The sequence below is a fragment of the Actinopolyspora lacussalsi genome (assembly GCA_030803735.1).
GTDB classification, from domain to species: Bacteria; Actinomycetota; Actinomycetes; order Mycobacteriales; family Pseudonocardiaceae; genus Actinopolyspora; species Actinopolyspora lacussalsi.
On the sequence record JAURUC010000001.1, the window covers coordinates 3,348,795 to 3,370,499 of the forward strand.

At 66.9% G+C, this 21,705-nt stretch carries 23 protein-coding genes; 10 read left to right on the forward strand and 13 right to left on the reverse strand.

Annotated features, from left to right (window positions below; translation table 11 throughout):
- Window positions 1-101: 101 nt before the first annotated feature.
- Both J2S53_RS15015 and J2S53_RS15020 read left to right on the forward strand, forming a co-directional pair.
- The gene (locus J2S53_RS15015; protein WP_456241489.1) at window positions 102-806 is read left to right on the forward strand and encodes a hypothetical protein; all 705 of its coding nucleotides are present in this window, start codon (window positions 102-104) and stop codon (window positions 804-806) included.
- 153 nt (window positions 807-959) lie between these two features.
- A complete protein-coding gene (locus tag J2S53_RS15020) occupies window positions 960-1,616 on the forward strand; it encodes an HNH endonuclease family protein (protein ID WP_456241490.1) in 657 nt (218 codons plus the stop codon).
- A gap of 105 nt (window positions 1,617-1,721) precedes the next feature.
- Here the strand turns inward: J2S53_RS15020 and J2S53_RS15025 are convergent, their stop codons facing one another.
- From J2S53_RS15025 to J2S53_RS15045, 5 genes are all read right to left on the reverse strand, one after another.
- A complete protein-coding gene (locus J2S53_RS15025) occupies window positions 1,722-2,861 on the reverse strand; it encodes an FUSC family protein (RefSeq protein ID WP_456241491.1) in 1,140 nt (379 codons plus the stop codon).
- A gap of 223 nt (window positions 2,862-3,084) precedes the next feature.
- Window positions 3,085-3,495: a DUF3151 domain-containing protein gene (locus J2S53_RS15030; protein ID WP_456241492.1), complete on the reverse strand. Its 411-nt coding sequence runs from the start codon at window positions 3,493-3,495 to the stop codon at window positions 3,085-3,087.
- Window positions 3,496-3,872: 377 nt separating this feature from the next.
- Entirely contained in the window at window positions 3,873-4,106 is a 234-nt protein-coding gene (locus J2S53_RS15035) for a hypothetical protein (protein WP_456241493.1), read from the reverse strand.
- A 4-nt stretch (window positions 4,107-4,110) separates the two neighbouring features.
- On the reverse strand, window positions 4,111-4,815 hold the full coding sequence (locus J2S53_RS15040) for a hypothetical protein (RefSeq protein ID WP_456241494.1): 705 nt from the start codon (window positions 4,813-4,815) through the stop codon (window positions 4,111-4,113).
- A gap of 902 nt (window positions 4,816-5,717) precedes the next feature.
- Window positions 5,718-5,999 carry a YciI family protein gene (locus J2S53_RS15045; RefSeq protein ID WP_456241495.1) on the reverse strand — a complete coding sequence of 94 codons (282 nt, stop codon included), beginning with the start codon at window positions 5,997-5,999 and terminating at the stop codon, window positions 5,718-5,720.
- Window positions 6,000-6,095: 96 nt separating this feature from the next.
- Between J2S53_RS15045 and J2S53_RS15050 the strand changes: the two genes are divergently transcribed.
- The 3 genes from J2S53_RS15050 (at window position 6,096) to J2S53_RS15060 (ending at window position 8,526) form a co-directional block, all read left to right on the forward strand.
- The gene (locus J2S53_RS15050) at window positions 6,096-6,680 is read left to right on the forward strand and encodes a SigE family RNA polymerase sigma factor (protein ID WP_092928806.1); all 585 of its coding nucleotides are present in this window, start codon (window positions 6,096-6,098) and stop codon (window positions 6,678-6,680) included.
- A gap of 393 nt (window positions 6,681-7,073) precedes the next feature.
- Window positions 7,074-8,252 carry an N-acetylglucosamine-6-phosphate deacetylase gene (gene nagA, locus J2S53_RS15055; RefSeq protein ID WP_456241496.1) on the forward strand — a complete coding sequence of 393 codons (1,179 nt, stop codon included), beginning with the start codon at window positions 7,074-7,076 and terminating at the stop codon, window positions 8,250-8,252.
- A 46-nt stretch (window positions 8,253-8,298) separates the two neighbouring features.
- Window positions 8,299-8,526, forward strand: a complete 228-nt coding sequence (locus tag J2S53_RS15060) for a hypothetical protein (RefSeq protein ID WP_456241497.1) — start codon at window positions 8,299-8,301, stop codon at window positions 8,524-8,526.
- A 332-nt stretch (window positions 8,527-8,858) separates the two neighbouring features.
- On the opposite strand, the gene J2S53_RS15065 is transcribed toward J2S53_RS15060, so the two are convergent.
- From J2S53_RS15065 to pyrE, 3 genes are all read right to left on the reverse strand, one after another.
- Window positions 8,859-9,824 carry a DUF368 domain-containing protein gene (locus J2S53_RS15065; RefSeq protein WP_456241498.1) on the reverse strand — a complete coding sequence of 322 codons (966 nt, stop codon included), beginning with the start codon at window positions 9,822-9,824 and terminating at the stop codon, window positions 8,859-8,861.
- A 189-nt stretch (window positions 9,825-10,013) separates the two neighbouring features.
- Window positions 10,014-10,613 carry a TrmH family RNA methyltransferase gene (locus J2S53_RS15070; RefSeq protein WP_342752758.1) on the reverse strand — a complete coding sequence of 200 codons (600 nt, stop codon included), beginning with the start codon at window positions 10,611-10,613 and terminating at the stop codon, window positions 10,014-10,016.
- A 269-nt stretch (window positions 10,614-10,882) separates the two neighbouring features.
- Window positions 10,883-11,461, reverse strand: coding sequence for an orotate phosphoribosyltransferase (gene pyrE, locus J2S53_RS15075; protein ID WP_456241499.1), 579 nt, complete (start codon window positions 11,459-11,461; stop codon window positions 10,883-10,885).
- 155 nt (window positions 11,462-11,616) lie between these two features.
- Between pyrE and J2S53_RS15080 the strand changes: the two genes are divergently transcribed.
- Window positions 11,617-12,114: a GNAT family N-acetyltransferase gene (locus tag J2S53_RS15080; protein WP_245755625.1), complete on the forward strand. Its 498-nt coding sequence runs from the start codon at window positions 11,617-11,619 to the stop codon at window positions 12,112-12,114.
- Between the two features lie 295 nt (window positions 12,115-12,409).
- On the opposite strand, the gene J2S53_RS15085 is transcribed toward J2S53_RS15080, so the two are convergent.
- The 4 genes from J2S53_RS15085 to J2S53_RS15100 all read right to left on the reverse strand — a co-directional run bounded on the left by J2S53_RS15085 (window position 12,410) and on the right by J2S53_RS15100 (window position 16,224).
- Window positions 12,410-13,276: an SAM-dependent methyltransferase gene (locus J2S53_RS15085; protein WP_456241500.1), complete on the reverse strand. Its 867-nt coding sequence runs from the start codon at window positions 13,274-13,276 to the stop codon at window positions 12,410-12,412.
- Between the two features lie 313 nt (window positions 13,277-13,589).
- Window positions 13,590-14,363: an SDR family NAD(P)-dependent oxidoreductase gene (locus tag J2S53_RS15090; RefSeq protein WP_092928811.1), complete on the reverse strand. Its 774-nt coding sequence runs from the start codon at window positions 14,361-14,363 to the stop codon at window positions 13,590-13,592.
- Window positions 14,364-14,752: 389 nt separating this feature from the next.
- Complete coding sequence (locus J2S53_RS15095; RefSeq protein WP_245755626.1) at window positions 14,753-15,475, reverse strand: type III secretion system chaperone family protein; 723 nt, start codon at window positions 15,473-15,475, stop codon at window positions 14,753-14,755.
- Between the two features lie 119 nt (window positions 15,476-15,594).
- Window positions 15,595-16,224 (reverse strand): TetR/AcrR family transcriptional regulator, encoded by a 630-nt coding sequence (locus J2S53_RS15100; RefSeq protein WP_456241501.1) that lies wholly within the window; start codon window positions 16,222-16,224, stop codon window positions 15,595-15,597.
- Window positions 16,225-16,308: 84 nt separating this feature from the next.
- On the opposite strand from J2S53_RS15100, the gene J2S53_RS15105 reads away from it, so the two are divergent.
- Window positions 16,309-17,538, forward strand: coding sequence for an MFS transporter (locus J2S53_RS15105; protein WP_456241502.1), 1,230 nt, complete (start codon window positions 16,309-16,311; stop codon window positions 17,536-17,538).
- Window positions 17,539-17,641: 103 nt separating this feature from the next.
- Here the strand turns inward: J2S53_RS15105 and J2S53_RS15110 are convergent, their stop codons facing one another.
- The gene (locus tag J2S53_RS15110) at window positions 17,642-18,088 is read right to left on the reverse strand and encodes a GNAT family N-acetyltransferase (protein ID WP_456241503.1); all 447 of its coding nucleotides are present in this window, start codon (window positions 18,086-18,088) and stop codon (window positions 17,642-17,644) included.
- Between the two features lie 109 nt (window positions 18,089-18,197).
- Here J2S53_RS15110 and J2S53_RS15115 point away from each other — a divergent pair, with 109 nt between their 5' ends.
- The 3 genes from J2S53_RS15115 to J2S53_RS15125 all read left to right on the forward strand — a co-directional run bounded on the left by J2S53_RS15115 (window position 18,198) and on the right by J2S53_RS15125 (window position 21,628).
- Entirely contained in the window at window positions 18,198-19,178 is a 981-nt protein-coding gene (locus J2S53_RS15115; RefSeq protein ID WP_456241504.1) for an NADPH:quinone reductase, read from the forward strand.
- Between the two features lie 174 nt (window positions 19,179-19,352).
- Entirely contained in the window at window positions 19,353-19,898 is a 546-nt protein-coding gene (locus J2S53_RS15120) for an SRPBCC family protein (protein ID WP_456241505.1), read from the forward strand.
- A 146-nt stretch (window positions 19,899-20,044) separates the two neighbouring features.
- Complete coding sequence (locus J2S53_RS15125) at window positions 20,045-21,628, forward strand: class I adenylate-forming enzyme family protein (RefSeq protein ID WP_456241506.1); 1,584 nt, start codon at window positions 20,045-20,047, stop codon at window positions 21,626-21,628.
- The last annotated feature ends 77 nt before the right edge of the window (window positions 21,629-21,705 follow it).

Below are 21,705 nucleotides of genomic sequence, written 5' to 3' on the forward strand. Positions count from 1 at the left end.
ACGGCGGGTCATCGCTGTCGGTGGCCACGGGTGCGCCGCCACACCGAGGAAGGCCCGGCACCTGCGAATGCCGATCGATCAGGGTAAACCAGGAGCGTAACGTGACTACCACCGCACTATCCTGCGGAAACATCGAACGCGAAGCACGCCCGGCCCGTGCCGACGTGCGGTGGTTCGACCTACCGCCCCAGCCGTCACGCACCGACGTGGACCCGATACTCCTCGAGGCCGAAGGCCGCGTGGTTGTGCACGGTACGGATGCGGATCTGGCCGCCGTGGTGCTGCGGCTGCTGCGTAAGAATCTACTAGCGGAGCTGTCCGTGGGCTACGTCCCGGTCACCCGTTCGCCCGCGAGCTCGGTGTGGTCCCTCCCGGTCGGGGAGTTCGACACGGCGCTGGCGGCACCGGCGAGGGCCACTCCGCTGATCAGGGACGACTCCGGCGGTGTGCTGCTGGGGCGCGGCGCGATCACACCGATGACCGGTCAGGTGTACTGCGACGACCAGCGCATGCTGCACGGTTCGGCACGCTCGGTCGAGGTATTCCCCGATCCGGACGCGCCGCCGCTGAGCGAGCCCACCGACGACCCGCTCACCACCCAACCCGCACCGGTCACGACCGGCCTGGTGACCGTGGTGACCAGGCGGAAACTGCTGTGGCAGCGAAGCGAATCGGCACGTGGCCGCGCGATGCAGGCCAGTTTCGAGGAGACCACGGTCCATCGGGACGGGGTGGCGCATCCCCGGCCGCTGCACCGCTGTGCCTGGTACCGGCACACCCGGGACCTGCTGCTCGCCCGCCCGTGACTCCCAGCACTCCACGCCGAAGACAATCATCGGACAGGGGATTGCGCGGTCCGGCTCGCCACCCGTATGCCGAGATCAGATACCTTCCGCACCTCACGAGTCCTCACACCCCACACGGCCGCCCCTCGGCCGGATTCGCCCTGGAGGCCAGTCATGCCCGCCGGAAGAGCACTACGTACGGCGACAGCCGTGTTACCCGTCCTCGTCGCGTTGGGATGCGCCACCCTCACCCCGACGGAGGAAACCGAATCGAGCGCCGGGCCACCGGGCGCACCGGACACCGCGCGGGCGGAGGAAATGCTCGCCGACCTCCGAACCGCCCCGGAGGGTTCGATGGACGGGTACGACCGCGACGAGTTCCCGCATTGGGGCAAGGCCGAGGGCGAGAACTGCAACGTCCGGGAACGGGTGCTCATTCGCGACGGTGAGAACGTGCGAACCGGCTCGGACTGCTACCCCACCTCCGGGACCTGGGACAGCCCCTACGACGACGGCAGCTGGAGCGACCCCTCCGATCTGGACATAGATCACATGGTTCCGCTGGCCGCGGCCTGGCGCTCCGGGGCCTCCGACTGGACACAGCGGAAACGCGAACGGTTCGCCAACGACCTGTCCGGCCCGCAGCTGCTCGCCGTCACCGACAACGTCAACCAGTCCAAGGGTGACGACACCCCGGACGAGTGGCTACCGCCGGACGAGAGCTTCCACTGCGAGTACGTGAGGTCCTGGATCGGCACCAAGCACAACTGGGACCTGACCGTCACCGGAGCCGAGCGGACCACGCTGCGCGGTGTGCTGGACGGCTGCTGATCGAAGCCTTCCGGTCGGGCTGTCGAGATGCTCGCTCGGAACCTCCCGGGGATCCCGCTCCGGAGACCTCCGGTGGCGAGAGAGCGGCCGTGGCGCGGGCGCGGGTCACTCCGGGGGGTCACTCCGGGACTGGTCGGAGGGGGTTTCGGCGGAATCGTCCCCGGAATCCGGGTGCAGCGAGGGCAGGCTGGCCAGCGCCTCGGAACGGCTCAGCCCCGTAGCCTGCAGCAGGTCCACCGTGATGGAACGGATCTGCAGCACCACCACCTGCATGGAGAAGTCCGTTTCGGACACCAGTCGAACCGTGGTGCGGCGCGCGACCGAGCGGGCCGCTTCCCTGGTGCGCAACGGTTCCGAGCCGTCGGCGAGCTCGTCCCGCAGCAGCACCACCACCCCGGCCAGTTCCTCCAACATGCCCGGCACCGGATCGGGGACCGGCTCCTCGTCGCGCAACGCGGCCAGCGCGCGGCGGGCGAGCACCCGGGTGTTCCGCAACGCGCGATCAACGGGAGTGGCGGCGGTCTGGTAGTGCTCCAGCTCCCCGCGGTTGCGCCAGCGGATCGGGGCATACCTGGCTATCTCGTCGCCGGTGGTCAGGGCGGAACGCAGTTCCTCGACCGAGCGATGGCTCTTGCGTGCGGCGACGAGCACGTCGGAGGCTGCGGCACTGTCCTCGCCCGCCATTGCGGCGGAGATGCCGCGCAGCGCGTCGGCCAACGAACCGAGCACCGTCCTGCCGTAGCGGTGGGCCACGGCGAGCGGGTTCTGCGGCAGCAGCGCGGCCACGATCAGACCGACCACACCGCCGATCGCGGCGTCGACCATGCGGTTGAGCCCACCCATCGTGGCGGGCGGCAGCAGGGTGGCGACGAGCACCGAGGACGAAGCCGCCTGCATGACGATCACGCCGCCCGCGTCCAGCAGCACGGCCGCGCTCATGGCAAGCGCCACCACCAGCGCGATCTGCCACGGCCCCGTCCCGATGACGGAGATCAGTACGTCGCCGATCCCCACACCGACGCTGACCCCCACGACCAGTTCGGCGGCGCGGCGCAGCCGCTGTCCCAACGAGATGCCGAGTGCGATCACACCCGCTATCGGCGCGAAGAAGGGCTCGGGGTGGCCGACCACGTGCCGGGCGATCAACCAGGCGAGCCCGGCCGAGATCGCGCACTGCACGATCGGGATGCCGGTCCGCAGCAGACGCTGCGTTCGTCGGAGGAGTTCCTGGCGAAATCGCTGCACGCTGTCATTCTGCGACAATCACGGCGCGTGATCCGGACAGCCCGGACACGTTCCCGGCAAGAGCCCCTGGCGGAACCCGTTCGGGGGTCGGTCGCGGGCACACGAGTGGGCGGCCCAAACGTCCGGCCCGGCTGGTGAGCGGCTACGGCAGGACGGAACCACTCCCCCGCGGGCACCGGCGTGACCGGCGGCCGGACCGCTCCCGCGGCCCGGCCCGCTCGGGTCAGATGCCGTTGGCCTCCAGGGATGCCGGATCACTGTCGGCGAGCAGTTGGCTGCAACGCTGGTACTCCTCGTCCTCGCCGATGTCCCGGGCCGCCTTCGCCAACATCGCCACGGAGCGCAGCACACCCTGGTTCGGACGGTGGTACCACGGGACGGGGCCGAATCCCTTCCAGCCCGCCTTGCGCAGCGCGTCCAGTCCCCGGTGGTAGCCGGTACGCGCGTAGGCGTAGGCGGCCACCGGGCTGTCGGACTCCAGGGCGAGCTCGGCGAGCCTGGCCCACGCGGCGCTGAAGGTGGGGTGTCGGGCCGCGACGTCGGCGGGGTCGTCACCCCGGTCCAGCTCCGCCTGCGCATCGCTGTCCTCGGGCAGCAGCGTCTCCGGTGGTTCCAGCAGGTTTCCTCGCGTCATCATGGTCTCATCCTGCCAGCCGGATCGGGGAAGGTCGCCGGTCGCGGGCGCCGGTGCGCCGAACGCGGCACGACCGGAGGAGCCACACCGGTCCGGCGGTTGTGGGAGTCCGACTCCGGTGAACCACTGGCGCCGGTGGTGTTCGGTGCCGACCACGACCCGCCGCGTCCCACCTGTCCGACGACCGTTCCGCCCGGGCACGTTCCTGGCCGGAGGCGGCCCGGCCCGGGGTGTCCGAGGAGGTCGTCGCCCAGACCGAGTGGAGGGCTCGTCCTCGGCGACTCGACCGTCCGGCCCGGAGCACCTCGCGACCAGCGGCTGTATCGAGGTCTTCCGCCGTCGCGGGCGGGATGACCTCGACACCTTCCACACAATCCCTACCGGGACGGGTTGTCGTACAACGGTGTCCGCCAGCCCAAGACGTAGAGCACCAGCTTGCACGCCAGATAGCAGAACAACAGCACTACCACAGGTGTGCTGCCCACTCCCGTGAAAAGGGCGACCAACCCGGCGATCGCCGCTGCCAATGCCAGCACCAGCGAAACCACGAAACCGGTCCAGCGAAAGGTCGACGATTCTTTGAGTCCATCCGTCTTCAATGGCATAGTCACTCGATCACCCGAAGGGATTGCAAACAGGAGTGGGAATTCCGCCCGTGACAGGCGCGGTCACTCCGACAAAGTACATGTACGTATAGCCGTCCTCGTGCGCACACGCGTTGGCCTCGGCAACGATGACACCGGACGCTGCCTCAATAACGACAGCCCACGGGCCCGTAGCGATGGCTCCGACCAAGGCACCTACCCCGCCGGTCGCGTTGATCTTGTTCCGCACCCAGGAATCGAAGGCGACCTCCAGTCCGTACCAGTGCGCTTTCACGTAACCATGCCCTGTCGGCGCCCGAAGAAGTTCGCTATTCCTCCCTTCAGCAGAATCGGACGGGACAATGGTTCCATCCGGCCGAACTTCCGCTGCACCGTCAGCGATCAACTGGTTGATCTTACTCTGGTAATCCCGGAGCTGCTCCATTTCCTTCCGAGGAAGATTCTTCTCGACCTCCTCGGGGACAGTCATCGTCACACCGTTTGAGTCGACGGACACGTATGGTTTGACTCGATTGAGCGTATCACTGGAAACAAGCTGGCGTTGCTCCTGGCTGTCGCCTGCTCGAACAACCGCCCGAGCGGAAACACCTGAATTCACACCACTCGAGCGATCATCAGCACAAGCGACCGCACCAGACCCCACGAAAGCCACAATCCCTAAAGTTGCCGCGCCAATGTAGCGCGATGCCCCGATCGAGAACACCGCAGCACGCATCCTTTCCTCCGGAAAAAATTTAACCGAAACTCGATTCGGTCAAATCAAAAATTACCCATGCACACTTCTTTCGGTAAACCGTCACGCCAGCGACAAAAGACACAAGACAATCAACTCAGGAAAAATCCAGCAATTTGGATAACATTTTTATTATTCGCGAAAATTCGTGTTTTCGCGACACATCCAACTCTTTTTCACGTAGCAACAGAAAACGAACACTGACCCAATGACCTCACCTATGGGCGCCCCACGGGGACGGTCGCCGCAGGGTTCCGGGACGTAGTCGGCGACGGGTCGCCCCGGCCCTCTGCAACGGGATCGCCAACCACAACGACATCCGGGGCGTGCTCCACCACTGATCCCGAAGTCGACTGATGAGCTCGGCCAGTTCAGTACGGTTGGAATGCGACTACCGGTATGACATCGACCGGCGATCGGTCAGCACGGCATCGTCCCCATAGCAGCCACGTGTACACGCGCCGTTGGAATGCACCACCGAGTTCGAACGCATTCGGTCACGGTGAACTCACCGACATCAACGTGTGAGAGCTGGACACAACGGCGCAACGGTGTCCACGGGATGTTAGCGGATATCTGTATCCGGATCTCCTGGATGCAGCGGAGGTAGCGACCCCATCCGCAGCGAGCCCCGCAAGAGGAGCGCGATCAACCAAGGGCTCTTCCACCGAGCTCCGGGGCAACAACAGCAACAGCGGCCGAATGAGGAGACGAGAGGCTGTGCGAGGTCTCGTGCTCCGGTCTCGGGGATCGGCCTGTTCGGTCCGAATCATCGGTGTCATTCGACGCGCCCGACGTCGAAGCGGCCTCGTACTCGGCCCGGCCACCCCCGAGAGGCCTACACGGCTCCCGGGGACGACCGACCCGAGGAGCTCCAGCCGAGCTCAGCCGAGCCAGCTCCCGGCGACCGCTTTCCACTCCCGAACGGTGGTCTCGGCCAGCACGCCCTCCTTGGCGTAGGGGTCCTCGGCCAGGATGCGGTCGAGTTCGGCACGGTCGGTGGTCTCGTAGACCAGCATCGCGCCGTCACCGTCGACGAACGGTCCACCGGCCAGCAGCACCCCTCGGTCCGAGAGGGCCTTGGAGTAGTCCCGGTGCTCCGGGCGTACCCGTTCGAGCAGTTCACGGTCCTCGCCGTATCGGATGTGCACGACGAAAGTGGCCATTTCCACCCTTTCTGACGATGTGTTGGTCACAAGTTTCTTGCGGAGATTACCGGGTAAGCAGACGAACCGGGGGCTGAGCCGGTACCTTGCTGAATCGTGATCGGGGACGGAACCAGCGGAGTGGAACGCTCGGTCGAGCGCACGCTCGGCCACCTACGTGCTCTGGACGGATCGGACGAACAGGACGATCAGCCCCAGGCACCAATGACACTGGAGGACCTCTACCGCAACCAGCAGATGCGGATGGTGCGGCTCGCCATACTGCTCGTCGACGACCCGGCGACCGCCGAGGACGTGGTGCAGGAGGCGTTCACCGGGCTGTATCGCAACTGGTCGCAGCTGCGGGACTCCAAGGCCGCCGTGGGATACCTGCGCACGGCAGTGGTGAACGGCAGCCGATCGGTGCTGCGACGGCGCAAGACCGCACGCGAGTACCAGCCGCCGCACCAGCCCGACGCGCGTTCCGCCGAGTCACTGGCGATGCTCTCCAGCGAGCACCAGGCGATCGTGGCCGCGCTGGGACATCTGCCCCGGCGGCAGCGCGAGGTGCTGGTACTGCGCTACTACGGAAACATGTCGGAGGGCGAGATCGCCGAGGCGACCGGCGTGTCCAAGGGGACGGTGAAATCCACGGCCAGCCGGGCGCTCGAAGCGCTGCAGAAGCAGCTCGGCAACGCCTGACCGGAAGTTCCGCACCTCGGCTCGCTCGACGACGTGAGCGGCGGAGCCTCCCGCAGGCTCTCACCCGCGGGTGTCCCGGTCTCGGGTGGCGTTCCGCACCACGTCGGGGCCGTCCCCCGCGGGAGCGTACGCGGACATCCGGGCCGCGTGCGTGGTTTCGGCCCTGATGCCGCCAGCTCGTCACGTTTCGTGTCAGCACGATCACCGGTTGAATCGATTCACTTCGCCGATTGCCCCGAAAGGGCGGCACACACCACGTCTCCGACAGGTGGTGTAGACCAAAGTAGGGTCGATGTCGCAGGATCGGATTAGCAACCCGAAACATTCGCCCGGCAACACGGGGCGACTCCAGCGGCACCGACCGCAGCCGCTCCTGGAAGGAACGCCGAGACTGTGAGCAACGAAGCAACCGAGCCGTCGCTGATCGGCGGGCGGATCGTCACCGACGAGGGAGCGCCGCGGGACGGCTGGATCCGCGTCGAGGAAGGACGGATCGCCGAGATCGGTGAAGGCCCCGCCCCCGGCGGACTGCGGCCGGAGCTCAGCGGCCACTGGATCGTGCCCGGATTCGTCGACATCCACTGCCACGGCGGAGGCGGCGGATCACTGACCAGCCGGGACAGGCGGCAGATCAGCACCGCCGTGGCCGCGCACCGCGCGCACGGCACTACGACGATGCTGGCCAGCCTGGTCACGGCCTCCGTACCACAGCTCCGGGAACAGATCGGCTCGCTGCTCGGACCGGCGCGCGAGGGACTGCTGGCCGGAATCCACCTGGAGGGCCCATTCCTCTCGGCGGTGCGGTGCGGCGCCCACGACACCGACATGCTGCGCGCCCCCGATCCGGAAAGCGTCGCCGAACTGCTCGAAGCCGGCGAGGGCGAAGTCCGGATGGTCACGCTGGCACCGGAACTCGACGGTGCCGTCGAAGCGGTCAAACAGCTCGCCGAGGCCGGCGTGATAGCCGCCGTCGGTCACACCGACGCGGTGGCCGAGCAGGTGCGCCCGGCGATCGACGCCGGAGCCACCGTGGCGACCCATCTGTTCAACGGGATGCGGCCGCTGCACCACCGCGAGCCGGGGCCGGTGGGCACCCTGCTGAACGACGAGCGGATCACCGTGGAGATGATCTGCGACATGGTGCACCTGCACCCGACGGTGGCGCGGCTGGTCGCACGGCACGCGGGCCCCTCGCGCACTGTCGCGGTCACCGACGCGATCAGCGCCACGGAGGCGGGGGACGGGCACTACGAACTGGGCAGCCTGCCGCTGACCGTCACCAACGGTGAACCCAGGCTGGCGGACGGCTCACTGGCGGGCAGCACGCTGACAATGGACACCGCACTGCGCAACCTCGTCGAACGCTGCGGACTGAGCCTGCCGGAGGCGGTGGCGGCCTGTTCCACCAAACCGGCCGAGCTGCTGGGCCTGTCCGATCGGCTGGGTTCGATCCGCACCGGACTGGCCGCCGACCTCGTGGTACTGGACGAGCGGCTGCGGCCCGAGCACGTGCTCAAGGACGGGTCGGTGGTTCCGACGGCACCGGACGACACCGCCAGGTTGGTGGGATGAACACCACTCCCACACGGAAACCGCACGGATACCTACGCTGAAGGGCATGAGTACGTCCTCGACGGGTGGCGACCCGGATCCGGAACGGATGCTCTCCGCCGCGTTGCGCGCCCAGGCGACCGGCAACGGGAACGCGGAACCCGAATCCGCACCGAACCAGCGGCCGCCGCGGCAGCCGAAACCGCGGGGGCTGCCGGTGCTGGGTGTACTGCTCTACGCGCTGCTGCTGGGAATCCTCGTCGGCGGCATCGCGGGCATGATCTCACTGCAATGAGCTCGGTGCGGGACTCGGCAACGGAGCTTTGGCGGCACGACCGAGCTCCTGTCCCCGGGGACGCCACGGCGGCGACTCGCGGGGGGCTCGTCGAGTTCTCGCGAAATCGCCGCGCCACTTCGACGCGGAACCTAGCCCCGACCACCTCCGCAGGCCGCACTCCAACCACCCCCGCAGTCGGCGCCGCCGCGGGTTCTCCGGTGCGGCTCTCGCGAGGACGGTCCCGACGTCGTGTAGGTCGCTACCCGATGTCGGGGCCACCCGCAGCGAGAGCCGTGCGCGAGGTTCCGCCACCCGAGCCCCTACGCCAACCGAGCCGCCGAAACCCTCAGTCAGCCGACCCTGGAGATCTGTTCGGTGGGTTCGTCGTCGTTCGGCCTGTTCCGCAGCGCGAGGTGCTCGATCACCAGCACCGCCGTCACCAGGGCCACCCCCAGCAGGAAGAACAGCACCGTCACACCCACGTTGCCCGAGGGGGCGAGCAGCTCGCGGTGCTCCTCGGTCTGCCAGGGCCACAGGGCGCGCAGGCAACCGGCCATGATCCCGGTCATCACGACCAGCGTGATCCGCCTGCGGTGCTCCAGCAGCCACTGCAACAGCTTGACGAACAGCGAGAGACCGATGATCGCACCCACTGCGAAGGTCGCGATGTAGCCGATGTCCCGCTCGTTGAGCGCGGAGAGCGTCGTTTCGTAGAGCCCGAAGGAAAGCAGGAAGAAGGATCCGGAAACCCCGGGCAGCACCAGGGCACAGACCGCCACCGCCGCTGCCAGCGCCACGATCAGCGGGTTGGGTGAGACAGTGGTCGGGGGCAGGCTGGTGAGCCCGAACGCGAGCAGTGCGGCCAGCACGGCCGTGATGACGTCGGCACCCCGCCAGGCCCGACCGATCATGGATATGGGAACCCACAGCGAGGCCAGCACGAGTCCGAAGAACACCGCGCGGGAGGAGATCGGGTGCTCCTCGATCACCGGTTCCAGCAGTTTCGCGGCGATCAACGCGGCGCACACCAGCCCGATGAGCGCGGGAAGTACCACGTCCCAACGCACCTTGCGGAACTCGGCGCCCGCGCGGGTGAAACCGGCGCCACGCGGCACGTCGGCCACGGCCAGCCGCAACGCGCTGAGCAGATGCCCCGCGGAACCGATCAGTGCTTCGTATATCCCGGTGACCAGTGCGATCGTTCCACCGCTGACACCGGGAACGATCTCGGCGGTACCGATCAGAGCACCGCGGAACAGGTTCGCTAGATACGCACGCAATGAGTTGACCATGACCTGCTTTTCATTGTCGGACACTGGAGAAACCAACCGGCGGCACCACCGGGCCCGCCCGTGCCGAACGCTCCGGCGGAGGGGAGTCGCCGGTTCACGTGAGTACGACACTACCGATCGCCCTCATGGTGCCACCCGCCGGTGATCGAGAGCTCGCCGGAGATCGTAAGAGCGGCCCCGGCCCCAGCGCCCCGTTGCCCCGGAGTGGCGAGGTCACCAGGCGTTCTCCAACCGGGCGTGCTGCCTGATCCAGGTGTGCATGACGATCCCGGAGGCCACCCCGGCGTTGATCGACCTCGTGGAACCGAACTGCGCTATGGAGACCACCAGATCGGCTATGCGACGGGAGTCGTCACCGAGACCGGGCCCCTCCTGCCCGAACAGCAGCACGCAGTCGGCCGGCAGTTCGACCCGCTCTATCGGGGTGGCTCCGGGGGTGTTGTCCACGGCCACCACCCGCAGCGAGTGCTCCTCGGCGTAGGCACGCAGCTCGTCCAGCCCCGGATGATGACGCACGTGCTGGTAGCGGTCGGTGACCATGGCGCCGCGCCGGTTCCAGCGTCTGCGGCCGACGATGTGCACCTCCCGCGCCGCGAAGGCGTTGGCGGTACGTACGACCGTTCCGATGTTGTGGTCGTGCTGGAAGTTCTCGATGGCGACGTGGAAACCGTGCCGCCTACGGTCCAGATCGGCCACGATGGCCCGCCGACTCCAGTAGCGGTAGTGGTCGACCACGTTGCGACGATCACCGTGCTCCAGGAGTTCGGGATCGTAGTGCTCGTCCGCGGGCCACTCCCCTTCCCACGGGCCCACCCCGACCTGGGTGCCCCACTCGGTCGGCCCGACCTCAGTCGGCCCGACCTCAGTCGGCCCGACCTCGGACTGCCCCTGCTCGGATGTCCCTCGCTCGGACGATCCGTGTTCGGAAGCTCCGTGTTCGGAAGCTCCCGACCCGGCCTGCTGCCGGTCGGCGTCCCGGGAGTCGTCGGCCGGGTTCTCGTCCTCGGACGCGCTCCGGTGTACCCCGGTGCTGTCGTTGGGAATCACCAAGACTCCTGCTGGTAGTGCGTTGTCGGCTTCCTTCAGTCCAGCCCCAGATCCGTGACCCCCAACAACGAGCGGTACGGCAGTCCCGCGGCCTCGATGGCCTCGCGGGCTCCGGTGTCGCGGTCGACCACGGTGGCCACGCCGAGCACCTCGGCATCGGCCTCTCGCAGGGCCTCGACCGCGGTGAGCACGCTGTCACCGGTGGTCGAGGTGTCCTCCACGGCCAGCACTCGACGTCCGGAGACGTTCGGCCCCTCGATCCGACGCTGCATGCCGTGTTGTTTGGCGTTCTTGCGCACCACGAACGCGTCCAGTGGGGTGCCGGAGGAGTGCAGTACCGCGGTGGCCACCGGATCCGCGCCCAGCGTGAGCCCGCCAACGGCCGTGTAGTCCCAGTCCGAGGTGAGCTGCCGCAGCAGCGTTCCGATCAGCGGCGCCGCCTCGTGGTGCAACGTGGCCCTGCGCAGGTCCACGTAGTAGTCGGCACGGCGTCCCGAGGACAGCGTGACCGGCTCGTGCACGACCGTGAGGTCCCGGACTAGCCGGGCGAGGTGGTCTCGACGTCGCTGGTCAACAGTAGTGTGCGCGGTTGGTTCCTCCACGAGCGGCAGCATACCGCTCCGGCTGGTGATCATTTTCGCCCTGGCACGAGTTTCGGGGATATTACCCGAAACCGAGGTCAATTTTAGTCAGAACGAAAAATCTCACCTGATCGTGTGAGCAAATAGGGATGCGTCCCGAAAAGGAACCAACGGTTACTATTTCCGCCATGACATCAATCGCCGAAGTACGCCCGATCGAGAACAGCGACGTCCCGGAAATACTTGAACTCGGCAACGAGATTTTCGACGTTTCGGTATTTCCCTACAGCGTGTGGTCGCTGGGAGCCATAGCCAAACATCTCGACCAACAACCGGAAGCCTGCCACGTGGCGGAGGTGGGCTCGCGGAAAGTGGGATTCGTGTTGGCATCGATGCCGTTCTTCGACCAGAAGTACTGGGGGCACGTCGAATGGATAGGACTGCGAAGGGATTTCCGGGGCAAGGCGCTGGCTACCAAACTGGCCGACGCGACCATCCGGGCGCTCTACCGAGCGGGCGCCACCCGGGTGGTGGGTGACATCTCCACGTCCAACCGGGAATCCAAGCTGCTCGCGCGTTCGATGGGGTTCACCGAGCTGACCACGATGACCCTGTTCGCCGCCCCCAGCCTGGACTGGATCAAATCCGTGGCTCCCGAGGAGGAGTTCGCCACCAGCGACGCCTGATCGGAGTGTTCCGGTCGGGTTGTCGAGCTACTCGCTTGGCGGAACCTCCCACCGGCTCTCGCTCCGAGGGCGGAGACATCGGGTAGCGACCACGGCCCCGGGGGCGCGATTCGTGGTTTCCGGCCGGCCGGAAACCACGAATCGCGCACGGCCGGAGCCCCGGGGAGAGCGAACAGCGAACTCCCCCGAACGGCGTCGCCCGTTGTGCTCGTCCCACTCGGCCGCGACACGGAAATCACGGACCAGGAGCGCCGACTCGGGATCCGGCGCGCAAGGCCCGCCACACGCCTCGGGGTCACGCACCCCGGGAAGCGGACAGCGCGTCGTCCCGACGCAACGTGAGGATCATGATTCCCAGCTCGGGGAGTTCGCGCCACGCGCTTGTCGTGGCGATCGCACGCTCCGGCAGCTCGGAGCCGAGCGAACGCTCGATCTCGCCCCAGTCGTCCCGCAACCGACGTAGCGCCGTCGGCCAGGTGGGGGCGGTGTTCTCGGTGATGTCGAGGAACTCCACCGGCGCCAGTCCCGCGGCGTGGGCGAGTTCGAAGTGTCGTTGCAACGTGTCCAGCGACACCGCCTGGATAAGTTCGTAGTACTCGGCGGTGCGGGCGCGCAGCCGCTCGGTCATTCGAACTCGCGCGTAGGGCGTTTCCAGCACCAGAAGTCCGCCGGGGCGCAGCAACCGGGCCATGCTGGACAACAGCTCGCCCGTTTCGAAGTGCGGCGAGGACTCGACGGACATCACCGCGTCGAAACTCTCGGTGCGGAACGGCGGGTTGAGCGCGTCGGCGTACTCGAAGGAGACATAGTGCGACACACCGTTCGAGCTGGCGTGGGTGGCCGCCTCTCGCAGCGCACGGCGGTTGACGTCGATACCGGTGATGTCGGCACCGGTACGGATCCCCGCCGCTACGGTGGGACGGCCGTTACCGCACCCCACGTCCAGCACCCGGTCTCCGGACGACACGCGCAGCTTGTCGATCACGAGTCCCGCCAGCCTGGAGGTGGCCTCCTCCAGTGAACTGTCGTCCGCACCGTCGAACCAGTACCCGTTGTGCAGATCGGGACCCCAGTACTTTTCGGCCAACGGCGCGAACCGTTCGTAGGCATTCTCGATACCGGTCGCTGGAAGCGAGGATCCCAATGCCGCTCGGTTTGACATGTCGTGTCTCCGGTTCTCGGTGAACTCGTTTTCGAATGACTTCTGACAGGACTGCCACTTTCCGAAAAACCGTGTTCGTTGTCGGTGATCGACGACATCTCCCGGGACGCTCATCCGAAACCGAACACCGGTGCCTTCCGGACAGGGTGTCACCGCGAAGAAAGTAGCAGCACTTCCGGCCCGTGGTGTTACCCCGTCCGAGCGAGCACGACGTGACACATTTTCATTTTTCGGCATTGTTCCCGGAGGAATACGACTCGACGTGGCCACGCCGGAACCACACCGAGCCGAAATCGTCGGACCGGGACTCGGGTCAGGTACGCCCCGGCGCGGCGTGGCTGACGACGAACCGCTGCAACCGGTTCGGTATCAGCTTGCCGAGGGCTACCACGGCCTTGTACTGAGCTCCCGGAATCGACACGGTGCGGCCGCGGCGCAGATCGCGCAGTGCCTCGTGCACGAGTGTGTCGGCGTCCAGCCAGAACGCCTTCGGCAACGAGCTCATCTCCAGCCGGGCGCGCTGGTGGAACTCGGTACGGGTGAAGCCGGGGCAGAGCGCCATGACTCGTACTCCGGTGCCCGCCAGCGAGGCGGAAAGCCCCTCGGAGAACGTGGTGACATAGGCCTTCGTCGCCGAGTAGGTGGAACCGGACATGGCGAAGAATCCGGCCACACTGGACAGATTGATCACATCGCCCCGGCCGAGGTCGCGCATCACCGGAACAACGGCGCGGGTCAGCCGCAGCACGGCCGTGACGTTGAGATCCACCTGTTGCCGCAGCGTCTCGGGGTCGGTGTCCCAGAAAGCACCGGAGGTGCCGAAACCCGCGTTGTTGACCAGCAGGTCGATCGGCCTGGTCGCGTCGCCGAGGCGACGTTCGACCTCCGCGAGTTCCTCGTCCCGGGTGAGATCCGCGGGCAACCGCTCGGTGACGGTACCGTAGCGATCCCCCAGGTACTCGGCCAGCGAGGCCAGCCGTTCGGAATCACGGGCGACGAGCACCAGATCGTAGCCCTCTGCTGCGAGCCTGCGGGCGAAAGCCCGGCCGATACCGGCGGTAGCACCGGTTACGAGAGCGGTAGACATGTTTCGGACCCTACCCGCGAGTTTCCTCGATGCCCTCCACCACCGAAGTTCTCCGGTCGGTCCACGGAAGACTCGGGGGTGGAAACTGGGTCGGTGAAGTCCCGGGGCTTCCGGCGTGCTTCCGCCCCGGCCCCGCACGAGGGCGTGCGGAGCCACCGGCGGCGTCGATTCCTCGGGCGGCGTCGATTCCTCGGGCGGCGTCGATTCCTCGCGAAATCGCGGCGCGGCTGGGCGAAGGGCCCCGGTGCGTGAGGTGCTCCGGCCCGGCGGTTTCTCGCGAAATCGACGGGCAGTGCGGGTCGGACACGTGGCGGTGCCCAACCACGGCCTCCCGCACCCGGGTACACCCCGCCATCACGAGGGGCGCCCGCGGTGCGGCGGGGTTCGGCTCAAGCGGTGTCGTCCTCGGTGGTGGGACTCGGGATTATCTCGTCGTCGGGACGCTCCGCGCTGGGTGTCTCGCCGTTGGGATCCACTTCGAACGGATCGAGCAGATCGGCGAACCGGCCCAACGCCCGCAGCGCGCTCTCCAGCTGTTCCGGTTCGGCCGCGGCGGGTTCCAGCGCCGCCAGCACCCAGTCGTTCTCCGCCCAGGCCACGGTCACGTCGTCGCCGAACTCCTCGACGGCGTCGACCACGTCCGGAGTGACCAGCGGCCGAGCCGTGGCGACATCACCCACGAACGCGTAGCGCGAGCCGACCGGGCCGAGCAGGTCGAGTTCGGACTCCGGCGGAACCGGCACCTCCGGCAACCACAGTTCGAGCGTGGTGGCGGCCGACCGGCGGCAGCGGAGCCCGAGCAGCACCGCCACCGTCCTGCCGCCGACCACGAGGTCGAGCACCGAGACCTGGCGCCTCCCGTCGGCGGTGAAGGTGGACCCGGCCACGATGTCGGTGGCCACCGCCCCGTTGTACTGCGGCAGCAGACCCCGCTGCCACTTGGTCGGCAGCACTTGGTCGAACTCGGCGAACTGCCAGCCACGCAGCGCCGCCCAACGTCTTCTTTCCCGGTTCTTCGCCGTTCGCCGCGCGTGGTCGGTGATCAGCAGCGTGACGCCCGCCGCTGTCGCGACCGCCGCCACGGCGAACCAGACCCATGCAGGTATGCCCACACGCGCAGGGTAGTCGGCCACCGGAGCGGTGCGAAGATCACCTGCTCCCCGAATCGCGTAACGCGCCGGGAGAACACCCGAAAAGACGTGGGCCGGACCGACCGGGTCGAGCCGGGGTATCACTGTCCACCGGGAACGCACATCCGGAAGAGTTCGTCCCAGTCGGGTGCCTCCCCGGGTAGCCGGTCCGCCCGCTCGCGGAGCCCGGGAAGCAGCAGTTCGAGGTAGCGCTGCCGCAGCTCGGCACGGCGGTCCTCCTCGGTGGCAAGCGGCGGATTGAGGTGCTTGAACAGCAGGAACACATCGGCCGAGCGCAGATCACCGCGCAGCTGCCCCGCACGCTGGGCCGTGACCACCAGTTCCTCGATGCGTTCGATCATGCGTCGCCGCAGCCGGGTGAGCTCCTCGGAGACGTCCTCGGACTCCTCGTAGGGCGGCAGCACGACGCCGATCCCGGTGTGCGCGCGCAGACATCCCCGCACGAACCGCACGAAGGCGGCCCAGGGGTCGTCGGGCTCGGCCTCCCCGGCGGACTCCGCCTCGGCGATGACACGACTCATGGCGGCGATCCGAACTCGCTCGGCCAGGCGTCGCTTGTTCGGGTAACGCCGGTAGATGCTGGCCACCCCGACCCCGGCGAGCTCGGCTATCTCGGAGACCGGGGCGGCGAATCCCTGCTGCGCGAACACCTCGCGAGCCGCGCTGATCACGCGTTCGTCGTAGTCCACGGCGTGCTGGGCTGTGGTCATGACCACAGCGTACCTCGGAGCGGAATGATCCGCTCCGATACCGTGTTGCTCCGCGCGGAATAACTCGTTCCGGTGAGGAGAATCATGCCGCCCGAGCCGAACCCCGTCACTTCCCCACCGGTCGCGGAGAATCCCCACGGCCGCAGTCTCTCGTCCGGCAGGGCGTTCGCACTCGCGGGAGCGATTCTCGCGGTGTTCCTGATGGCTTCCACCGCGCCCTCTCCGATGTATGCCATCTACCAACGGGAGTGGGGCTTCTCCAGCACGGTGCTGACGCTCGTCTTCGCCGTCTACATGGTCGGGATCCTGGCAGCGCTGCTGTTGTTCGGTTCCCTGTCGGACCACCTGGGACGACGCCCCGTGCTGCTGGGATCGATAGCGCTCGAAACGGTCTCGCTGCTCGTACTGGCGTTCGCCCCGGGCGTCGGTTGGCTGTGCGCCGGTCGGGTTCTGCAGGGACTGGCGACAGGTACCGTCACCAGCGCGGTCAGCGCCACGCTGCTCGACTTCCAACCGCCGGGAAGCGGGCGCGGGCCGCTGGTGAACGGGATCGCCGCCTCGGCGGGCATGGCGGTGGGATCGGCGATGGCGGGTGCGCTGGTGCAGTTCGCTCCGGCACCGACCGAGTTGAGCTACCTGGTGCTGATCGCCGCGCTGGTCGTGCTGTTCCTCGGAGTGCTGGCGATACCCGAACCCGTGGAACGAGGCCGTGTCGAGGCGCGGCGGATGCTGCGCCCGCAGCGGCCGACCGTGCCCGAGGGGCAGGGGCGGACGTTCACGCTGCTGGCCGCCACGATGCTGGCCGCCTGGACGGTCGGCGGGATGTTCATGTCACTGGGGCCCTCGGTGGCCAGCGGGCTGGTCGAGAGCAACTCGCACTTCGTCGGTGGTCTGACCGTGACGGTGCTGGCCGGGGTCGGCAGCATCGGGCAGGTACTGGCCTCGGGGTGGCACGGCACCCGTGCGGTACGGCTGGCGGTCCCGTTGCTGCTGGTCGGTCTGGCCGCCGTCGCGGCGGCGGTGATCCTCGGAAACGCCGTGCTGCTGTTCGGCGGCTCGATCGTGCTCGGCGCGGGGTGGGGGCTGATGTTCATGGGCGGTTTCCGACTGCTCAGCGCCCTGGCGAGGCCCGAACAACGGGCGGGCACCTCGGCGATGATCTACGTGGTCGCCTACCTGTCCGCCGGACTCTCCAGCATCCTGCTCGGCTACCTGACCACGCTGTTCGGGCTGGAAAACGCCACGATCGTGTTCGCCGTCGCGGCGGGAGCGTTCGCCGTGCTGGCCCGGCTCGGCAGCGGCAGGATCCGTTGACCGGCAGCGGTACCACTCGCCCGAGGCATGGTCCGGAAGAGTCGGGGCAACTCGAGTGAGGCCCCATACCTCCCCGAGGCCTCGCGATCACCGTGAGAATCGGCTACGAAGCCGATTTTCCGTGCTCGAGTTCCAAAGCGAAATGAAACGCCGAAACCGCCATGCGACGAGCGTGGTAAAAGCGGTGCGCCTGGTTGTTAACCACTCCCGAATCCAGTTCGAGGCGAGCACAGTTCGCCTCACGAGCACGTTCGGCCAGTTGGTCCACTAGGTATCCGCCGACCCCGTGTGAACGCAGCTCCGGATCGGTGACCAGATCGTCGACGAACAACAACCTGCCCCGACTGGTTTCGAGCACGCGATGGGTGGCCACCGCGACACAACGGGAGTATTCGTCGTAGACACCGGTGAAAACCAGCCCCTGCTCACTCGCCCGGTGCGCGAATTCGAGAAAGCCGGTTTCGGTCAGACTCGTCCGCAACGCACGGATGAGCGGCTGGACATCAGTACGCATGCGGACATCATCGGTTTCGATATCGCTCGTGGTCATCAACACGCGAGTCATCGTAGAGGCCGGAACGCTCAGGACCGAAACGAAATTGACGGACTCTCGCGCCCGAAAAGGCGTTTCACCGTGAACGGTGCCAGACTCCTGCCCCATGCGTGCCGCTTACATCGAAGAACTCGGTCCCCCCGGGATCATCCGGTACGGGTCACTGCCCGATCCCTCCCCCGCGCCGCACGAGGTGCTCGTCCGGGTAATCGCGTCGGCGGTGAACCACGTGGACACGTTCGTCCGTTCCGGCGCGTGGCGCACCCCGGTGACGTTCCCGTTCGTCATCGGGCGCGACCTCGTCGGAACGGTAGTCGCAACCGGGAGCTCGGTAACCGGATTCCGCGCGGGAGAGGCGGTCTGGTGCAACAGCATGGGGCACGCCGGCCGAGGAGGCGCCGCCGCCGAACTGGTACCGGTCCCCGAGGAACGCTTGTACCGGTTGCCGGACGGGGTGAACGCGACGGAAGCCGCGGCAGTCGCGCATCCCGCCACCACCGCTTATCTCGGGTTGTTCACCCACGGTCGACTGCGCTCCGGTGAAACGGTGTTGGTATCCGGGGCCGCGGGTAATGTCGGCAGCGCACTGGTGGTGCTTGCCGCCGTTTCGGGCGCGGAGGTGATCGCCGTCGCCGCCCAGCACGACGCGGATCACTGCCGTTCACTCGGAGCCGCACACGTGATCGACTACCGGTCGCCAGACATGGCGGACCGGATCAGCGAGTGCGCTCCCGACGGAGTCGATCTGTACGTGGACACCTCAGCGAGGAACGATCTCGATTCCGCGATCCCCCTGTTGGCGGGGCGTGGCCGTGTAGTGCTGATGTCCGGTCTGAGCACCCGACCGAAGCTGCCTGTCGGTGAGCTCTACCTGCGAGATCGTTCGGTGCACGGCTTCGCCATCTCGCACGCGCGAGGCGACGAGCTGGCCGAAGCCGCGGCCGAGATCAACCGGTTGACGGGTGCGGGCGAGCTGCGTCCCAACCGCGTGGAGGAACTGCCCCTGGACTCCGCGGCCACGGCGCACCGGAGGCTGGAAGAGGGCTCGGTGCGGGGGAAGCTCGTCCTGCGGATATCCGACGAATAATCAGAACAACGAGAGCGCACGTACCGAAGCAGAGCGGGAGCGATTTCGGCGGACACCGGCGCCGAAGAAGTATCACCCAGGGATCCGGAATCGGAACGCGCATTCGACCGCATACCTGACTGACACCGGCACGAACAGTTGTTCACCGCGATCGAAATCGAAAGAATCACAGTCATGACGAAAAGCATCGTAGACCAGTCACCACTGTTCGAAGTAAGTGCGAGGATCGATGTCGCCGCCTCCCCGAAAGCGGTTTACGACGTGATCAGCGATCTGCCGAGAAGTTACGAGTGGAGCCCGGAGTGCATGGGCGGGACATGGATTTCGGGGGAGCCGTCAGCGGTGGGGTCAGTATTTCGTGGCGAAAATCTTCGCAAGGAAGAAGTAGTGGCGTGGGCACCGCTGGTGCGGGGAACATGGTACACCGAATGCCGGATCGTTCGCGCCGATCCGGGCAGCTCCTTCCGGTGGATGATGCTCAGCCACGCGAATGAGGACCAGGAGAGCGTCTGGGGATTCGACATCGAGAGAAACGGCGCGGGTTCGGTGCTCGAGCACAATTTCCGCATGGGCGAGGCGACCGCCGGGATTCACAAGATCGTGGCCGATATGGACGAATCAGACCGGGCTAAGTTCATAACGGACTGGACAGCGAAACTCGAGCAGGATCTGGACGACACCCTGCGACGCATCAAGAACGTGATCGAGAAGACACCGTAGCCCTCCGACGACCCGGCTTCGGGGGTTCGTCGGTCGCGTCACAGCACCGAAAGCGGCGATAAGGACCCGATAGCCCCCGCCGAGAACTCCACAGCACCACATGCCGCCGTTCGAGGCGGGACGACCACGAACGAGAGAGCGCGCGAATGTTTCTGCAGCGATTGGGCAACAAGGGTATCCGGCTCGGCACGCTGTTCGAGCGGGCAGCGACGCGACATCCCGGCAATTTCGTCGTCCTGGATCACGACCTGGACATCGCCCCCGCCCTGGGGCGGCGAGCCACACTCGGCGAACTCGCCGACCTGATCGACGATTTCGCCGCTCGGCTGGCCTCGATCGACGTCCGCCCCGGTGATCACGTCGTGGTCCACAAGAGCGACGGTTTCGACATCTCACTGCTGGCCTGCTCGATAGTGCGGGTAGGTGCGGTCCCCGTACTGCTCTCATCCAAATTGGATGGCTCCACGGTCGCCGAGCTGTCGCGTCGGGTGGGAGAGCCGTTCCTGATCACCGACCAGCACAAAATCGAGGAATCGTTACCGTCGGAAGTTTTCGACATCTCCCGCCACGTGCTGCTCACCAGCGGAAACCACCCCCGCGCGACCTCGTTCGACATGCTTTCCGAGGCCAAGCGGGTCCAGCCGGTGGAATCGCCACCGGATCGGCCCACCCTCGTTACGCACACCTCCGGAACCACCGGTCTTCCCAAACTGGCCGTGCACACCGGCAGGAGTTTCCAGGCCCGCTACCGGCCGCAGGCAACGCTCGTATCGCTCGGGGTGCGCAAACGCGAACCCGTCGCGATGCACGTCTCGTTCGTGCACTCGCGCATGTTCACCGCGATGCCGATCTCGATCCTGCAGGGGCACCCGCTCGTGGTACTCAAAGAGGACGATCCGGAAACAGTCGGTGACCTGTTCACGCAGTTACCACCGGGATTCATCGAGGCGCACCCCAACACCTTCCTCCGTTGGGAGGAGCTCGCCGGGGACTCCCGCGGGCCGCTGGCGAATGTCAAGTACTTCAGCAGCACGTTCGACGCCATTCATCCGCGAACGGTGAATCGGCTGCTCTCGGCATCGCGACGCAAGCATGCCCGGTTCGCGCAGGCTTACGGACAGAGCGAGATCGGCCCGATCGCGGCCCGTACGTATTCGCACAAGGACGGTGCTGATTTCGACGGACGCTGCGTCGGGGCACCTTTCCCCGGCATGACAGGTGTGCGCGTTGTCAGTCGCGACGGCAACACCCCCACACGGAGCAATCCCGGCTACATCGAGGTCAAAAGCGACGGCCGCATCGTGACCTACCTGGAGGAGCACCACAGGTGGGAAAAGCAGGTCAACGACGGATGGTGGCGCATGGGCGATCTCGGATACCGCACCCGCTGGGGTTGCCTGCACCTGCTCGACCGCGAGGTTGACGAGATTCCGGGCGTGCAGAGCACCCTGGAGATCGAGGACAAACTGTTCACCTCCGTCCCCGAACTCGTCGAAGTGATCATCATCCAGGGCGGAGACGGTACACCTGTTCCGGTCGTGTGCACCAGGAACGACGAGCCACTGGATCGGAACGCCTGGGAGGCGGCGCTACGTGATCTGCCGCCACTGGGCGAGCCCGTGCACTGGCGTCTGGAGGATCTGCCGCAGACATCCACCACCAAGATCAAGCGATTGGAACTCGCCAAGCTGATCGAGCAGCCCGCGGGCACGGGTGCCACGAGCGGGTGAGGCGTGATCCGACGGCCGCGGAAAGCCGATGCCGTCGCCACCCGTCCGGATCCACCACGGGTCCGGGCGGGTGCGTG

Bases quoted from the DNA above. Each gene is read 5' to 3' on its own strand.
- J2S53_RS15020 (WP_456241490.1), top strand. From the start codon at position 960: ATGCCCGCCGGAAGAGCACTACGTACGGCGACAGCCGTGTTACCCGTC.
- J2S53_RS15030 (WP_456241492.1), bottom strand. From the start codon at position 3,495: ATGACGCGAGGAAACCTGCTGGAACCACCGGAGACGCTGCTGCCCGAG.
- J2S53_RS15040 (WP_456241494.1), bottom strand. From the start codon at position 4,815: ATGCGTGCTGCGGTGTTCTCGATCGGGGCATCGCGCTACATTGGCGCG.
- J2S53_RS15045 (WP_456241495.1), bottom strand. From the start codon at position 5,999: ATGGCCACTTTCGTCGTGCACATCCGATACGGCGAGGACCGTGAACTG.
- J2S53_RS15060 (WP_456241497.1), top strand. From the start codon at position 8,299: ATGAGTACGTCCTCGACGGGTGGCGACCCGGATCCGGAACGGATGCTC.
- pyrE (WP_456241499.1), bottom strand. From the start codon at position 11,461: ATGCTGCCGCTCGTGGAGGAACCAACCGCGCACACTACTGTTGACCAG.
- J2S53_RS15080 (WP_245755625.1), top strand. From the start codon at position 11,617: ATGACATCAATCGCCGAAGTACGCCCGATCGAGAACAGCGACGTCCCG.
- J2S53_RS15085 (WP_456241500.1), bottom strand. From the start codon at position 13,276: ATGTCAAACCGAGCGGCATTGGGATCCTCGCTTCCAGCGACCGGTATC.
- J2S53_RS15090 (WP_092928811.1), bottom strand. From the start codon at position 14,363: ATGTCTACCGCTCTCGTAACCGGTGCTACCGCCGGTATCGGCCGGGCT.
- J2S53_RS15100 (WP_456241501.1), bottom strand. From the start codon at position 16,224: ATGACCACAGCCCAGCACGCCGTGGACTACGACGAACGCGTGATCAGC.
- J2S53_RS15105 (WP_456241502.1), top strand. From the start codon at position 16,309: ATGCCGCCCGAGCCGAACCCCGTCACTTCCCCACCGGTCGCGGAGAAT.
- J2S53_RS15110 (WP_456241503.1), bottom strand. From the start codon at position 18,088: ATGACCACGAGCGATATCGAAACCGATGATGTCCGCATGCGTACTGAT.
- J2S53_RS15115 (WP_456241504.1), top strand. From the start codon at position 18,198: ATGCGTGCCGCTTACATCGAAGAACTCGGTCCCCCCGGGATCATCCGG.
- J2S53_RS15120 (WP_456241505.1), top strand. From the start codon at position 19,353: ATGACGAAAAGCATCGTAGACCAGTCACCACTGTTCGAAGTAAGTGCG.
- J2S53_RS15125 (WP_456241506.1), top strand. From the start codon at position 20,045: ATGTTTCTGCAGCGATTGGGCAACAAGGGTATCCGGCTCGGCACGCTG.